The 13,998-nt window shown below is 68.8% G+C and carries 15 protein-coding genes; 6 read left to right on the plus strand and 9 right to left on the minus strand.

Annotated elements, in window-relative coordinates:
• Positions 1-36: 36 nt before the first annotated feature.
• The 5 genes from P3102_RS20190 to P3102_RS20210 all read right to left on the minus strand — a co-directional run bounded on the left by P3102_RS20190 (position 37) and on the right by P3102_RS20210 (position 3,697).
• Positions 37-603, minus strand: coding sequence for a MauE/DoxX family redox-associated membrane protein (locus tag P3102_RS20190; RefSeq protein ID WP_276360852.1), 567 nt, complete (start codon positions 601-603; stop codon positions 37-39).
• 3 nt (positions 604-606) lie between these two features.
• A complete protein-coding gene (locus P3102_RS20195; protein WP_276360854.1) occupies positions 607-1,032 on the minus strand; it encodes a S26 family signal peptidase in 426 nt (141 codons plus the stop codon).
• The gene (locus P3102_RS20200; RefSeq protein WP_276360855.1) at positions 1,032-2,864 is read right to left on the minus strand and encodes an ABC transporter ATP-binding protein; all 1,833 of its coding nucleotides are present in this window, start codon (positions 2,862-2,864) and stop codon (positions 1,032-1,034) included. The genes P3102_RS20195 and P3102_RS20200 overlap by 1 nt, the downstream gene beginning before the upstream one ends.
• On the minus strand, positions 2,861-3,403 hold the full coding sequence (locus P3102_RS20205) for a TlpA disulfide reductase family protein (protein WP_276360857.1): 543 nt from the start codon (positions 3,401-3,403) through the stop codon (positions 2,861-2,863). Before P3102_RS20205 ends, P3102_RS20200 begins: the two co-directional genes overlap by 4 nt.
• Positions 3,404-3,490: 87 nt before the next feature.
• A complete protein-coding gene (locus P3102_RS20210) occupies positions 3,491-3,697 on the minus strand; it encodes a hypothetical protein (protein ID WP_276360858.1) in 207 nt (68 codons plus the stop codon).
• Between the two features lie 208 nt (positions 3,698-3,905).
• On the opposite strand from P3102_RS20210, the gene P3102_RS20215 reads away from it, so the two are divergent.
• Positions 3,906-5,717, plus strand: coding sequence for an AfsR/SARP family transcriptional regulator (locus tag P3102_RS20215; protein WP_276360860.1), 1,812 nt, complete (start codon positions 3,906-3,908; stop codon positions 5,715-5,717).
• 180 nt (positions 5,718-5,897) lie between these two features.
• On the opposite strand, the gene P3102_RS20220 is transcribed toward P3102_RS20215, so the two are convergent.
• Both P3102_RS20220 and P3102_RS20225 read right to left on the minus strand, forming a co-directional pair.
• Entirely contained in the window at positions 5,898-6,197 is a 300-nt protein-coding gene (locus P3102_RS20220) for an ANTAR domain-containing protein (RefSeq protein ID WP_276360862.1), read from the minus strand.
• Between the two features lie 431 nt (positions 6,198-6,628).
• Entirely contained in the window at positions 6,629-7,687 is a 1,059-nt protein-coding gene (locus tag P3102_RS20225) for a glucose 1-dehydrogenase (protein ID WP_276360863.1), read from the minus strand.
• 361 nt (positions 7,688-8,048) lie between these two features.
• Here P3102_RS20225 and P3102_RS20230 point away from each other — a divergent pair, with 361 nt between their 5' ends.
• The 4 genes from P3102_RS20230 (at position 8,049) to P3102_RS20245 (ending at position 10,946) form a co-directional block, all read left to right on the plus strand.
• Positions 8,049-8,423, plus strand: coding sequence for a YciI family protein (locus P3102_RS20230; protein WP_276360865.1), 375 nt, complete (start codon positions 8,049-8,051; stop codon positions 8,421-8,423).
• Positions 8,420-9,655 (plus strand): DUF6596 domain-containing protein, encoded by a 1,236-nt coding sequence (locus P3102_RS20235; protein ID WP_276360866.1) that lies wholly within the window; start codon positions 8,420-8,422, stop codon positions 9,653-9,655. Before P3102_RS20230 ends, P3102_RS20235 begins: the two co-directional genes overlap by 4 nt.
• Positions 9,652-10,536 (plus strand): hypothetical protein, encoded by an 885-nt coding sequence (locus P3102_RS20240; protein WP_276360868.1) that lies wholly within the window; start codon positions 9,652-9,654, stop codon positions 10,534-10,536. The genes P3102_RS20235 and P3102_RS20240 overlap by 4 nt, the downstream gene beginning before the upstream one ends.
• Positions 10,537-10,604: 68 nt before the next feature.
• Positions 10,605-10,946: a VOC family protein gene (locus P3102_RS20245; RefSeq protein WP_276360869.1), complete on the plus strand. Its 342-nt coding sequence runs from the start codon at positions 10,605-10,607 to the stop codon at positions 10,944-10,946.
• A 371-nt stretch (positions 10,947-11,317) separates the two neighbouring features.
• Here the strand turns inward: P3102_RS20245 and P3102_RS20250 are convergent, their stop codons facing one another.
• On the minus strand, positions 11,318-11,833 hold the full coding sequence (locus P3102_RS20250; RefSeq protein ID WP_276360871.1) for a 2'-5' RNA ligase family protein: 516 nt from the start codon (positions 11,831-11,833) through the stop codon (positions 11,318-11,320).
• A 134-nt stretch (positions 11,834-11,967) separates the two neighbouring features.
• Here P3102_RS20250 and P3102_RS20255 point away from each other — a divergent pair, with 134 nt between their 5' ends.
• Positions 11,968-13,035 carry a spore photoproduct lyase family protein gene (locus P3102_RS20255; RefSeq protein ID WP_276360873.1) on the plus strand — a complete coding sequence of 356 codons (1,068 nt, stop codon included), beginning with the start codon at positions 11,968-11,970 and terminating at the stop codon, positions 13,033-13,035.
• Positions 13,036-13,146: 111 nt separating this feature from the next.
• On the opposite strand, the gene P3102_RS20260 is transcribed toward P3102_RS20255, so the two are convergent.
• Entirely contained in the window at positions 13,147-13,584 is a 438-nt protein-coding gene (locus P3102_RS20260; RefSeq protein ID WP_276360874.1) for an SRPBCC family protein, read from the minus strand.
• Between the last annotated feature and the right edge of the window lie 414 nt (positions 13,585-13,998).

Here is a 13,998-nt window from a genome sequence, read left to right on the forward strand (position 1 = left end):
GAACCGCAAGTAGTCGACCAACTGCGGGGCAGCAGGTCAGCGAGCATCGGGGACCGGGCCGACGAAGAGTTCCGCGAGGTCCTCGAACCGCACCACGGCCACGGCGCCCACCGCGCCGACGGCGGCAGCGAGGACGGCGGCGACCGGTTCCACACCGTCCACACCGGACAGGGTGCCGGCGCCGAGCGCCGCGACCAGCAGCAGGAGCGCGTTTCGCACGATGTGCCGGGGCGCGAGTACGGTTCGCGCCGGGCCGAAGCAGTGGCACACCGCACCGGTCCGGCGCGTCACCGCGCGCCATACCGCCGCGGTCAGCACGCCGAACACTGCGGCAGCCGACACCAGCCCGGCAGCACCGAGCCACCAGCCCGGTACCGAACCGGCCGCGACCAGCACACCGGCCGGAAGCAGGAGAACGGTGATCGCGAACTCCGCCCCCAGTGTGACCGCGGCGAACAGCCGGGCCCACCGCGCCGGGATCCCGAACGCGGGCACCGACGCCACGAACTCCGCATAGGAGTCCCTTCCCCGCACCTTGCTGACGGCGGACACCAGCAGCGTCAGTCCGCAAAGGACCATCGCGGACACGGCCACGTAACCCATCGCTCACCTCTGCCCGATCGGGCGGAGCACGACGCCGATCAGCGCGTCCGCCGGGATGTAGCCGAGCCGCCGGGAGTCGTTACTGCGCGCGGGATTGTCGCCCAGTACCAGCAGGTTGCCCGCGGGGACGACGTCGTCGGGCACCGGGATCCGCGCCGGGACGGGGTCTCCCGGCACCGCCACGGCACGCTTCACCAGCCGTCCGGCAGTCGGGTCGCCGGGTGCGCCGGGGCCGCCCTGCACCACGACGACCTGCCCGGTGCGTACCCCCGCCAGCCGTGACCGCCGCACCAGCAGCCGATCACCGGCGACGTAGGTGGGTTCCATGCTCACCCCGTGCACCGTCACGACGATCAACCGCCGGCGCATCGTCACGAGCCAGGCGACGGCGGCGACGATCACCGCGGCCACTGCGAGCAGCACGTACATCACTGGGACACCACCTCGTCATAACCCGAAGCCTGCAGGCGGAACAGCCGCGCGTACTCCCCGTCCGAGGCGATCAACTCGTCGTGAGAACCCAGTTCGGCGACCCGGCCCTCGGCGAGTACCGCGATCGCCGACGCGTCGCGGACGGCGCCGAGGCGATGCGAGATCAGCACGCTCGTCGCGCCTTCCCGGTGCCGCCGCAGACTGCTGTGCACTTCGTGCTCGGCCTCCGCGTCCAGTCCGGAACTCGGTTCGTCCAGGATCATCAGATCCCGGCGGTCACGCAGGAACGCCCGCGCCAGCGCGAGTCGCTGCCACTGACCACCCGACAGCAGCACCCCTGTCTCCGGATCCTCCCGGTCGACCTCGTCGAAGAACATCCGCGAGAGAAACGTGTCGTAACCTCGCGGCAAGCCGACCACGATGTCGTGGGCGCCCGCCCGCCGGGCGGCCGCGACGACCCGCTCCCGATCCTCCATCACGGACACGTCGCCGAGTCCGATGTTCTCGGCGGCGCTGAGGTCGTAACACATGTAGTCCTGGAACACCGCGCCGATCTTCGCGCGCAGGTCGTCGACCGGCACGTCCCGCAGATCCACGCCGTCCCAGAGGATGGCGCCGCGATCCGGGTCGTAGAACCGGCACAGCAGCTTGACCACCGTCGACTTCCCGGCACCGTTCAACCCGACCAGGGCCAGCGCGTGCCCGTGCGGGATGGTCAGGTTCACGCCGCGCAGTACCCACGGCTGGTCCTCGGCGTAGCGGAACCAGACGTCACGCAGTTCGATACCCGACCTCAGCGCCGGGATCTGCCGCGGCAAAGCGGGAACAGCGAGATCCGGGCCCTGCGACTCGATTTCGTCGTAGTGGTCGAACAGCAACGTCGAATGGTGCGCGGAAGCCAGCCGGGCGACGAGGCTCTGCAACGCGCCCTGCACCCCGCCGACGGACGCCACGAAGATGGCGATGTCGCCGAGCGAGAGCCTGCCGTGTGCCGCCAGCCACGCGGCCCAGACCAGGCCACCGGCCGAAACTGCCGCCGTCAGCCCGGCCAGCAGGCCCTGCATCCGCGCCTCCCGGCGATCCTGGCCTTCGACGACGGCGTGCGCGGCGGTCAGTTCGACGAGCATTCTCCGCCGGAACAGGTCACCGAGCCCGAGCAGCCGCAGTTCTTTCGCGGCGTCCAGGCTCGCCAGCAGATCCGCGTAGAACACCTCGCGCCGTTCGGTGGGCGCGATCGACCACATGACCCGCGCCCTGGCGCGGCTCAACCGCAGATTCGCGAGCAACGCGGGAATCGCCGCCACCAGCACGATCAGGGCCATCCCCGCGTTGATCACCAGCAGCGTCCCGAGGAATCCGCCCAGCGTGATGGCCGCCTGCACCGAACCGACCCCGTCGTCGACGAGCTGACCGGGACCGCTGCGGCCGGTCTGCTGCGCGAGCCGGAGCTTGTCGCGGAAGCGCGGGTCCTCCATCCTCGCGATCCCGGCCAGCCTGCCCATCGCCCGGTAGAGCCGGTCCATCGTCACCACGGCGACCGCTCGGTCGAGCCGTTGCTTGAGGTATTCGGTGCCGACCGGGAGCAGGCCCACCATCAGCCCGGTGACCGCGAGAGCGACCGCCCACGGGAGCAGTGCCAGCCAGACCTCACCGGCGGCCAAGCCGTCGAGGAGCACCTTGGTGCACCACGCGGTCGCGATCGGGACGGCGCCGCCGAGCAGCGAAAGCACCATGTACAGCGGCGTTCCCACCGGGGCGGCCCGCCGGGTGAGGCGGACCGCCGCCACGAGCAGGCTCAGGACCCGGCGGGCGCCGAGGGAGGTGTTCACAGCGTGGCCGGCACCGGCAGGGCCGACATCTCCCACCCGCTGGCCAGCACGGTCCGGTCGCCGTCGACCAGACAGAGCGCGGGATAGCCGGAGGCCCCGAAGGCCTTGTGCACGACGCCACCGTCGGTTTCGAGGATCACTTCGGCGACTTCGCCGAGCCGGACGACCATGTCGGCCGTCTCCTCCTCGCTCCCGGCAGCGATCGCGACCACTTTGCCGTCGAAACGGGTGGCGTACTCGATGAACTGGGGCATCCGCTCCTTGCACGGCTCGCATCCCGGCGAAAAGAAACCGACAAGGGCGCGAGAACCCTCGATGTCCGCATTGGACAGCTCGACGCCACCGACCGTGGCGGCACTGAAGTCGCCGATCGTGGCGCCCGCGGGCAGCGCGATGTCCGGCTCCGCGGCCGCCCGCTGTTGCACGTTCTTCAGGGTCTCGTTCTGCTCGCGCAGCCTCCGGATGATGCCGAAGCTGAGCAGCAGGTCCAGTACGCACAGGAGTCCGACGAGCACGACGGCGACGGTCAGGATGGGCATGGTGTTCTCCAGTGGAGGAAGAGGGTCGGGCGGGGTGCCGCGGGTGGCGGCCGGTGCTCGCGCGCCGGTCGCCACCCGTGGTGTCGATCAGCCTCCGCAGATCCGGTAGGCGTAACAGGCGCCGCAGAACTCCTTGCAAGCAAGGTTCGTCGAGCAGTTACGCCGGAAGTCGCTGCGCTCGCGGCAGTAGCAGTGCCTGTAGTACGAGTCCGGCGGGCAACCGGCACCCACGTCCGCCTTGGTCACGAACACGCTCAGCAGTCTGTCGCTCAGGGATCCCAATGTCTTGCGCATGTTCCGCGCTCCTCACTTCCTCCGCGCCGGGCGGCGTCGGCAGCGCCCAACGTAGGAAAGACCCGTACACGAAGGCGGATAGCGGCGATACACGCGCCCGTGTATCGCTTGTGCCCCAACTAGGGATGAACGTCCGGCAAAGTCGATGATGATAGAACCGCCTGAAGGGGTCTCACGTTTCTGTCTCCAACTCTCGGGGGAGGTGTGAGTGTCGTCGATCGAGTTCAGGGTTCTGGGGAGGCTCGAGGTACACACCGAAGGCGGGACGATCGCGCTGGGATCGGCGAAGCAGCGCAGCCTTCTCGCCGCGCTGCTGCTGCACCCCGGCCGGACCGTCCCGATCCGCAGGCTGATCCAGACGTTGTGGGGGGACGAGCCGCCGCTTTCGGCGGTCGCCAACCTGCGCACCTACGCGAACCGGCTCCGGGGCGTCCTGCCGGGGGAACGCATCTCCGGTCGTGCCTCGGGCTACGAAATCCAGCTATGCCAGGGGGAACTGGATCTCCATGTGTTCGCCGAACGGGCGGGCACCGGCCGCGCGGCCTTCGCGCGTGGTGACCATTCCGCCGCCGTCCGTCATCTCGGTGCGGCACTTTCCGCTTGCCGTGGCGCGGTGCTGGAAGATCTCGCCGACAACGAAGCCCTCGCCGGATCGATCGCGCCGGTCGAGGAGCTCCGGCTGTCGGTCGCGGAGGACCATCTCGACGCCCGGCTCCGGCTCGGGGAGCACCGCGAGGTGATCGCGCCACTGCGGGAATTCGTCGCCGAACATCCGTTGCGGGAACGGCCTTGGGCCCATCTGATGACCGCTCTGTACCGATCCGGTGATCCCGCGGGAGCGCTCGCCGTCTACACCGATTGTCGCCGCGTGCTCGCGGACCGTCTCGGCCTGGAACCGTCACCGGACCTCGCCAGACTGCATCGGGCGGTGCTGGACCGGGATCCGGGCCTCACCGCGGTCTCCCCCGTCGCCGTCACCGCCGGCCAGGCCCGGACCTCGGAAACGGCCGTGCCGCAGGAGCTTCCGGTGCGGTGCCGGTCGTTCGCCGGCCGGGCAGGCGTCGTCGCGCGGCTGACCTCGCTCCTCGTCGGGACGGAACAGTCCGGGCCGAAGGCCGCCGTCGTGCACGGCCCCTGCGGCATCGGCAAGACCGCGCTGGTACTGGAGGTGGCGCACCGGGTCGGCGCGCGGTTCCCTGGCGGGCAGTTGTACGTCGACCTGAGCGTCGACGGTCCGGCTTCCCGGGTTCCGCCGCGGCTGCTGCGCCATCTCGGCGTCGCGACGTCGGACATTCCGTGGACGCCGGACGAGGCGGCCGCGGTGCTGCGTTCGCAGCTCGCCCATCGTGCGGTGCTGCTGGTGCTCGACGGCGCGACCGAGTCCGCCGCGCTCCGTCCGCTGATTCCGGCGAGGGGTCCGTGCGCGGTGCTGATCACCAGCCGCTCGCCGCTGATGCTGGACGGCGCGGAACATGTCGCCCTCGGGCGGCTGTCCGATGAGGACGGTCTGGCGGTGCTCGCCGGATTGGCCGGACGAGCCAAGGTGGACGCCGATCCGGGCGCGGCGGCCGAGATCGTCCGGCACTGCCACGGGATCCCGGCCGCGCTGCGGATCGCGGGCACCATCCTGGCCAACCGGCCGACCCGGCCGTTGTCCTGGCTGGCGCACCGGCTCGCACCCGAGGAAAGCAGGCTGGACGAACTCGGTTTCGGCGGGGAATCCCTGCGGGCGCTGTATTCGTCGGCGTTCCGGCCGATCGCGGCCGGTGAGGATCCGTTGGCCGCGGCCGCGTTCCGCCTGCTCGGCAGGCCGGGTTTCGAGGTGTGCCGCACCGACCAGGCCGCGGCCATTCTCGACGCCTGCCCGATGAAGGCCGAGGCCGCGCTGGATCGCTTGGTCGATCTGGGGCTGGCCGAATGGGGCGAGGAGGACACTTACCGGTTGCCGCCGCTGATGCGCCTGTTCTCGGCCGAACTCGGCGCGCTCGTCCCCGCCCAGCGAACCGCCCTGTCCTGGTGAACCGGTGCCGATCGATGATCTCCAGGTCATCGATCAGCACCCAGTCCGGCGTAGATGAAAAGACGTCGGAAGGTTTACGCGGTCGCGAACAGGACACTCAGAGAAGGGACCGCGTTCAGAACGGAGCGTGGAGTCGGGGTTCTGTCGGTCCAGCAGCGGGCTGACAGAACCCCCCGAAACTCAGTCGGCGAACGCGCGGCCCAGCACCGTCTTGCGAATCTCGGCGAGCACCGCCCCAACAGTGTCGCTGTCCATCGTGTGCGGGGTGCCGCTGCCCGCTGCGACGATGACGTCGGCGACGGTACGCAGTTTGACGTTGGAGTGCTGAGAGACCGTCTTCAACGCCGCGAACGCCTCCTCGGACGAGATGCCGCAGAGCAACCTGATCATGCCCTTCGCCTGCTCGATCACCGGCAGCGTCGCCATGGCGTTCTTCAGCTGGTCCCGCTCCGCCAGCACATTCGACGGCTCTTCCTGCATCGCCCAACCCGCCCTTCACTGACCTGGCCACGCCGGCGCAGATCCCCACGTCGAGATCGGTCAGCAGCCGGAGCGGAACAACCGCCCAAGCCGCCGCGGCCCCGTCGCGTGGCCTCGTGCATCGATTACCACGCTCACCACTCGGTCAAACCGCTCCACAATCGTTGCATACGAGCCGGCAGTGTGGCGGACAGGATTTCCTCTGGTGCGACTTCACGCGCACGCGCAACGAGCTACCTGCGACTTATGCAGGCAGCCGACGTCCGTCGACTGTGCCGCGCCCTCGACGTCGAGTGACCTCACGCCCGCACCCGTCGCGGGCGGTGACCGTCCGGTCAGATAGCGGTTCCTCACCGGTGTCACCGACCCGCGCTACGCCGCCCTGGTCCGTTCGGCCTACCGGCTTCGCCACGAGTGTCGCTGTTCGTTGTTCAGGCGGATGCGGTGAGATCCACGACGACCTTGACGTCGTCTTCTTCGCTGGTGAATGCGTCCGCGGCGTGGGCAAGGGAAACCCGGCGGGTGATCAGCTGTTCGAGCCAGTCAACATCGGCTTTGGCCAAGGATTCGACAGCCTGATGGTAGTGCCGCAGGTTGGCGTTCACCGAGCCGAAAACGGCGTCGTTCTCCAGTACGAGTTCACGGTTGACGGCACCGGCGTCGATGGACAGTGCCTGACCGGCGGACGAGACGCCGGTCAAGCACACGATGCCGTAGGGCGCGGTGTGTCCTATCGCGTCGAACACCAGGCTGCCCGCGCCGGTGGCTTCGATCACCACGTCCGGTTCGAGACCCGCGGCGACCTCGGCGACCGGGTCGTGGTGGTAGGTGGCACCCAACTGCTCGACCAAACCCGGTTTGGGACCGGTGGTCACCCGATCGAGTACGTGCACGTCCAGCCCGCGCTGGACGCCGAGCAGCGCGGCGAGCAGGCCGATCGGCCCGGCACCGGTGACCAAGACCCGCTTGGGCTCGAACCAGGCCCGCTCCCCCACTCGCCAGATCTGTTCCCACGCCTTCGCGACGACGGTCGTCGGTTCCATCAGCGTGGCGACCCGCTCGAGGCCGTCATCGATCTTTACCGCGTACTCCGTCTCGAGTGTCCACAGTTCGCTGCCGTAGCCGTCGAGCTGCTTGATGCCACGTTCGGTGTAGCGGCCGTTACGGCACATGTCGAACTCGCCGGCCGCACAAGCGCCACAGGGCACCGGATCCGGTCGCCGGACCACTCCGACCACCAGGTCGCCCGGAGAAAAGCCACTGCCGGCCGGTGCGGACGAGACTTGCCCGAGGGACTCGTGTCCCAGCACCAGACGCTCGCTGCCCGGTGGTGCCCAGCCGTACTGGCCGAGGGCGATCTCCTTGTCGGTGCCGCAGACTCCGAGGGCCAGACCGCGGACGAGCAGTTCGCCGGGAGCAGGTACCGGATCGGGCACCTCGGACACCTCGAGCGAGTTCGCCTGGCCGGGCACGACGGTCAGCGCTTGCATCAGGAACTCCGTTCGTCACGAGCAGCGGTACACCGGGCGGATACCCGGCACGACACTCTTCGACCCCTCGCGGCGGCGAAACGGTCACGAAATGACCGCCCGGGCGGTGGCGGCCGGCCGGACTCGGCTTCGTGATCTTCGACGACAGCGACACCGCGGGATGCCCGCTGGACGTCCCTGGGGCTGTTCACCCCGGCCGCTACGCCGCCACCTCCCACCGCGGCCGGGGGATGCGCCGCGGTCCCACCCGGCCCGGCACGGGCCGAACGAGTTCGAGGAAGCTCGACGCGACCTGTCGAGTTACGGTCGAGCCGTTCGTCATCCTCTTCGACGGATCGACACCGCCCGAGCTGGAGGACACGTGCTCTACATGCTGCTGATCTACGACTGCGACCGCCCCGAACCCACGGAGCCGGCCTTTCCCGAAGCGCTGGCCAGGGTGAACGCGTTCGCCGACGAGTGCCGTCGCCGCGGCGTGTTCGTCTCCGGGCATCCGCTTCAGGGTGAGCACACCGCCACCACGGTCAGCGTCCGCGACGGCAAGACCTTGATCACCGACGGCCCCTTTCCCGAGACCCACGAACACCTCGGCGGCGCCTACGTCCTCGACTGCCGCGACCTCGACGAGGCACTGGAGCTGGCCGCGCTGTGCCCGATGGCCGAAGTGGGCTCGATCGAAGTCCGTCCGATCGCCGGAGTCCCGGACCTCGACCACCGGCCGGCAGCGGGCGTATGACCCCGGCACCGATCCTGCGGGACGTCTACCGCGAGAACCGGTCCCGGCTGCTCGCCGCCCTGGTCCGCGTCCTCGGCGACTTCGAGCTCGCCGAGGACGCGCTCCAGGACGCCTGTGCGCTCGCCCTGCGGAAATGGGACGCCGCCGTGCCGGACGACCCGGTGGCATGGCTGCTGACCGCGGCCCGCAACTGTGCGATCGACCGGCTCCGCCGGGCCCGCCGGGGCCGGGACAAACTCGCCGAACTCGGACCACGACCGGAAGCGACGACCATGGACTTCGGCGAGGGCACCCTGCGCGATATCGGCGACGAACGGCTCAGCCTCGTCTTCACCTGCTGCCACCCCGCACTGGCCGAAGAAGCCCGTGTCGCGCTGACGCTGCAGGCCGTGGCCGGGATGAGCGCCGGGCAGATCGCCCGCACCTTCCTCGTCGCCGAACCCGCGCTCGCCCAGCGCCTGGTGCGGGCCAAACGCAAGATCCGCGACGCGCGGATCAGCCTCGAAGTCCCCGCCGACCACCTCCTGCCCGAACGACTCCGCGGCGTCCTGGCGGTCATCTACCTGATCTTCACCCACGGCTACACCGCCGACGCGGACCGGCCGGAATTCCGTTCTCTGCACCAGGAAGCTATCCGGCTCGCCAAACTCGTCGCCGCCCTCATGCCCGACGAGCCGGAGGCGCTCGGCCTGGCCGCGTTACTCCTGGTGCAGGACTCGCGCACCGCGACGCGCTACACCGCGAGCGGGGATGTCGTCCTGCTCGCGGGCCAGGACCGCTCGCGGTGGGACCGGGCCGAGATCGCCGAGGGTGTCGGGCTGTTGGATCGAGCTCTGCGTCACGGACGCCCAGGCCCGTATCAGCTGCAGGCCGCCATCGCCGTCTTGCACGCTCAAGCGCCGACGGCCGAGCAGACGGACTGGGCGGGTATCGCCGGTCTCTACGAGCGGCTGCTGGAAATGAACCCGTCCCCCGTCGTCGCCCTGAATCACGCGGTCGCGGTCGCCATGGTCACCACCCCGGCGGACGGCCTCACACTCATCGACGGCATCGAAGGTCTCGACCGCTACCACCTACTCCACGCCGCCCGCGCCGACCTCCTGCGGCGACTCGGCAGGGCCGCCGACGCCGCGGCCGCGTACCGGCGCGCACACGAACTCGCCCTCAAACCCGCCGACCGGCGCTACCTCATGAGCCGGTTGAAAGCCCTCGACACCGCGGAGTCCCGATGAGACTGTCCATCCTCGACCACGGCCATCGTCGCCGCGCGAAACTGTTCTTGGGCCTCACCTCCAGGCGGTCCGGTGTGGCCAGTCCCGACATCGTGAAGATGCTGTTGTACCGTCCCGGCCTCTTCGCCCAGCCTCTGCTGGATCTCACGGCGAACGCGATGCGCGGACCGTCCTACTGGACCGCCGGTGAACGCGAATACCTCGCCATGTCCACCGCGCAGCTGCACCAGTGCCCGTTCTGCGCCGTCACCCACGCCGAACTCACCCGCATCGCCGGCACCGGCGAGATCGACCCGGACGACGCCGGGTCGGCGCGCCCCGAGCTCACCGCCGTCCGCACGTTCCTGGAGGCCGTCAGCCGCGACCCCGGCTCCGTCGACGCCGCTACCGTGACCGAACTGCCTCGGCACGCCGTCGCCGAAGCGCTCCGCGTGAACTTGGTCTGGAACATCGTCAACCGGCTCGCCAACGCCTTCGGCTTCGTCCTCCGTGACGGCCAGCTCGAGACCGGAACCAGGTCCCTGCACCGGTTCGGCTACCGCTTCCCCGGCTTTCTCATCTCCGAGGGCACCAAAACCGACTTCGGTGACACCGGACGAAACCTGCGCCACGCCATCCTGGCAACACCGGGCACCACAGACGAAACCGTCCGTTCGGCGGCTCTGCTCGGCGACGCACTTCCCGAGCCGCTGCAGAGCTACGTGACGAAGGTCCGCGACGCCTCCCACAAGATCACCGACGCCGACATCGACGCACTCAAAGCGGCCGGCTACAGCGAGGACGCGCTCTTCGAAGTGACCGCGGCCGCCGCGGTCGGCGCCGCGCTGCGCAGCTTCGACGCCGGACTCCGCGCGCTCGACGCAAGGAATGCGCCGAGGTGATGTCGAGACGAGACACGGGCGTTCGTCCTCGAGAAACAGACAACCGCCCTGCACCGAAAGGACCGATCATGCCCGGACAGATCAACTGGGTGGAAATCCCCGCTGCCGACACCACCAAGGCCCGCGCCTTCTACCGCGCCCTCTTCAGCTGGGACACCGACGAACTCGGTGACGACTACCACGTGATCACCAACGGGCCCGACGGCGCGATCACCCCAGCAGGTGACGGCTTCACCCAGCCGAGGGTCTACTTCGCCACCGACGACATCGATGCCTCGACCAAACGGCTGCACCGACTCGGCGGCCACAGCGAAGACATCCGCACGGTCCCCGGCGTCGGCCGGATCGCACACTGCCACGACGACCAAGGAACCCCGTTCAGCCTCTACGAACCCGAACCACGAAATTGAATGCCGGTGCGCCGCCCGTCGGTCTACCAGCAGTTCGGGGTGCGTCGTCCAGTGGATTGGGTAGCTCACAGCCGTAACTCACGTGATCAGCGCCGTAACACCCGAGTTACGTCCCTGATCACGCGAGTTACGCCTGTGAGCACGCGAGTTCGTCATTCACGCACACGAGTCGCGCGCGGCGTCACGGTCACGGGCAGGCGAGAACCGGGGCCCGCGGACGGCCACCGCCGTGCTCGGGCGGCAGCGACGCGGGCACTACCCACCCGACAGCGTGTTGCGGATCAGGCTCCAAGTGACCCGCGTCTCGCCGACCACGGCGGCGACCAGGTCAAAGCACGAACAATCTGTGAGCCGGCCCCGCCTTGCCGGGCTCACGCACCGCTGCGGAATCGGTACTGGCTGACCGGTTCCCACGGGCCACCCAGATAGCGCCAGATCGCCAGGCCGGTCACCGGTGCCGTGGTGGGGGTGATCTCGCCTCGCAGGGTCGCGAGGGTGATCGCCGCAGTGGTGGCGCTGACTTTGTTCTGCACGGTGACGTGGGGCTTGAGGGGCTGCCTGTCCTGTGGTGTCAGCCACTGCTGCCATCGGGTTCGCAAGCCACCGTGCACGGCCATCAACCCTGGTGAGTCGATCGCGAGCGCGACCCCGCGGCCCAGTGAACGGACTCCGGTCACCGTCAGAAGGAACCGGCTTGTCTCGCGGGCCAGGCCGGCGCAGTCCGCGCTGACCACGTCCAGGTGTTCGCCAGGAAGAGCGTGGAAAAGCGTGATGTGCGCTCCCACCTGGAGCCGGTCCGGCGGGAACCAGGTACGGCGCAATCGGTCCCAGAAGTCCTGAGTGTCCCGATCGACCGTCGCGGTGACCACCAGTGGTCGCTCGGCCACGTCCGCTGTCCCTTCTGGTGACACCCGCTCGGCGTCCCCGGCTGTGCCTTCGTTCTGTCACGGACGGCGCCTGCGTGCGTCACTTCACGAGGGCCAGGCACTGTTTCTGTCGGTGCCTTGCGGACACTCGTGGAGTGACCATCTCGACGACGCTGCTTTCCCCCTCCCGGATCTACGTGGAGCCCGCCGCCGCGGAGCTGCCACGAGGACGCGAGGTACTCGCCAAATTCCCCGACGCACAAAGAGTCGAGGTCGACAGCCACTGGCGCATCCCCGAACTGCACGGCGACGAGGCCAACGCCCGCCGCTGGGTGCGGATCAAACGCGAGGCGCTGGTCCTGGGGGTGAAGAAGTCCCTCAGCGCCCGCCCGAACGGGCGCTCGGCCCACTTCATCGCCCCGTCCACGGCCAACGGCTGCGCGATGGCCTGCGCCTACTGTTACGTGCCGCGTCGCAAGGGCTACTCGAACCCGATCACGGTGTTCGCGAACATCGAACAGATCACCCGCTACCTGGCCCGTCACGTCACCAGGCAAGGCCCGATGCTCGAACCCGGCCAGATCGACGACCGCGCCTGGGTGTACGACATCGGCGAGAATTCCGACTGCTCGGTGGACGCGTTGGTCAGCGACAACGTGCGAGACCTGGTCCGGTTGTTCCGCGACCTCCCCACCGCGAAAGCCTCCTTCGCGACCAAATACGTCAACCGCGACCTGCTGGACTGGGATCCGCAGGGCCGTACTCGCATACGGTTCTCCCTGATGCCCGAACGCACCGCGAAACTTCTCGACATCCGCACCACCCCCATCGCCGAACGCCTCGCCGCCTTGGACGATTTCCGTACCGCCGGCTACGAAGTGCACGTCAACCTCAGCCCGATCGTCGTGTACGACGGCTGGCTCGACGACTGGCGGTCCCTGCTCCACGCACTCGGAGACGCGACTTCCCCTGACACCCGGGATCAGCTGGCCGCCGAAGTGATCATGCTCACCCACAACCAGCCACTGCACGAGGTCAACCTGCGCTGGCATCCTCGAGCCGAAGACCTCCTCTGGCGCCCTGACCTGCAGGAGACCAAACGCAGCGAAAGCGGCGGGATCAACGTCCGCTACCGAGCGGGACTCAAGCGGGCACTGCTCGACTCCTTCCTCGCGCTGGTCGAGACACACGCGCCCTACCTCCGCGTCCGGTACGCCTTCTGAACGTCTCGACGGCCAGCTTCCCGGGCCGCCCCGGTCCACCTGCAGTGGAACGGGCGACCGGACGGGTCAGCTAGCCATCTGACCTGGTTCCCGTCCGGCATTGCGCCCGGGTCAGTGACCGGCCCAGCCGCCTTGCTGTTCGGCGGCTTCCACATCGGAGTCGGCGGTCGCGGTGTGCGCGAGCGCGGCGACGGTCTCTTCGAGTCCGCGCTGGACTTCCTCGTCGTCGGCGTCCCGGACACTGTGCAGGGTCACCGTGAGACGGCACGCATTGGGGCTGTCGTCCTCGACGGACAGCTCGCCCTGGTAGTCATGGGGCCCCTGGGCGCCCCAGCGCAATGAGCGGTTTCCCTCGTCGACCTTCAACCACGCCTCGCCCTCGACGTGCTCGCCATGGACATCGGCTTCGACATGGACGGCATTTCCGCCCTGTGGTTCGGCCGCGCTCAGCTGCGGGAAATAGCGAGGCAGGTTCCGCGGCTCCCGCAGAAACCTGAACAGGTCGTCGGCGGGCATCTCGATGGTTGCGGTATGGCGATAATCGGTCATGGCCACGCATACCCGGCGTGTCCCCCGCGAAACCTCCGCACGCGGCCATGATGAGTGCTTGGGGAGTGGCGAGCAGGGTTCCGTAAGGCATGGCTGTGATTCGAGGACGCGCCGAGTTCGGTTCCGTTAGGCCGTTGTCGTCGCGGGAAATGGTCAAGCCGAGTGACCGGGCTGGTTCGCGCTCCCAGCCAGGACCAGGAGTGCAAAGCACGGCGACACGCCTGCTTCGCGAACCTGCCGGATCTTCAAGCCCCGGCAAGATCGAAGCGAGTCTTCATAACCTCCCGAATAGATCTTTCTTCTGGCCACTCACGCCTTTCTCCCCGAACATTCCACCTCCCCTGAACCAGTTCTTCTTCTACCGCGGCATCAGGGTGCGTGCCGACTAGATCTTCGTAACGCCGACCCCGTGGT

Source organism: Amycolatopsis sp. QT-25, assembly GCF_029369745.1.
GTDB lineage: Bacteria > Actinomycetota > Actinomycetes > Mycobacteriales > Pseudonocardiaceae > Amycolatopsis.

What these genes read in the sequence shown, in the direction of transcription:
- P3102_RS20190 (WP_276360852.1), bottom strand. Translation starts at nt 603, where the DNA reads ATGGGTTACGTGGCCGTGTCCGCGATGGTCCTTTGCGGACTGACGCTG.
- P3102_RS20195 (WP_276360854.1), bottom strand. Translation starts at nt 1,032, where the DNA reads ATGTACGTGCTGCTCGCAGTGGCCGCGGTGATCGTCGCCGCCGTCGCC.
- P3102_RS20205 (WP_276360857.1), bottom strand. Translation starts at nt 3,403, where the DNA reads ATGCCCATCCTGACCGTCGCCGTCGTGCTCGTCGGACTCCTGTGCGTA.
- P3102_RS20210 (WP_276360858.1), bottom strand. Translation starts at nt 3,697, where the DNA reads ATGCGCAAGACATTGGGATCCCTGAGCGACAGACTGCTGAGCGTGTTC.
- P3102_RS20220 (WP_276360862.1), bottom strand. Translation starts at nt 6,197, where the DNA reads ATGCAGGAAGAGCCGTCGAATGTGCTGGCGGAGCGGGACCAGCTGAAG.
- P3102_RS20225 (WP_276360863.1), bottom strand. Translation starts at nt 7,687, where the DNA reads ATGCAAGCGCTGACCGTCGTGCCCGGCCAGGCGAACTCGCTCGAGGTG.
- P3102_RS20235 (WP_276360866.1), top strand. Translation starts at nt 8,420, where the DNA reads ATGACCCCGGCACCGATCCTGCGGGACGTCTACCGCGAGAACCGGTCC.
- P3102_RS20240 (WP_276360868.1), top strand. Translation starts at nt 9,652, where the DNA reads ATGAGACTGTCCATCCTCGACCACGGCCATCGTCGCCGCGCGAAACTG.
- P3102_RS20245 (WP_276360869.1), top strand. Translation starts at nt 10,605, where the DNA reads ATGCCCGGACAGATCAACTGGGTGGAAATCCCCGCTGCCGACACCACC.
- P3102_RS20260 (WP_276360874.1), bottom strand. Translation starts at nt 13,584, where the DNA reads ATGACCGATTATCGCCATACCGCAACCATCGAGATGCCCGCCGACGAC.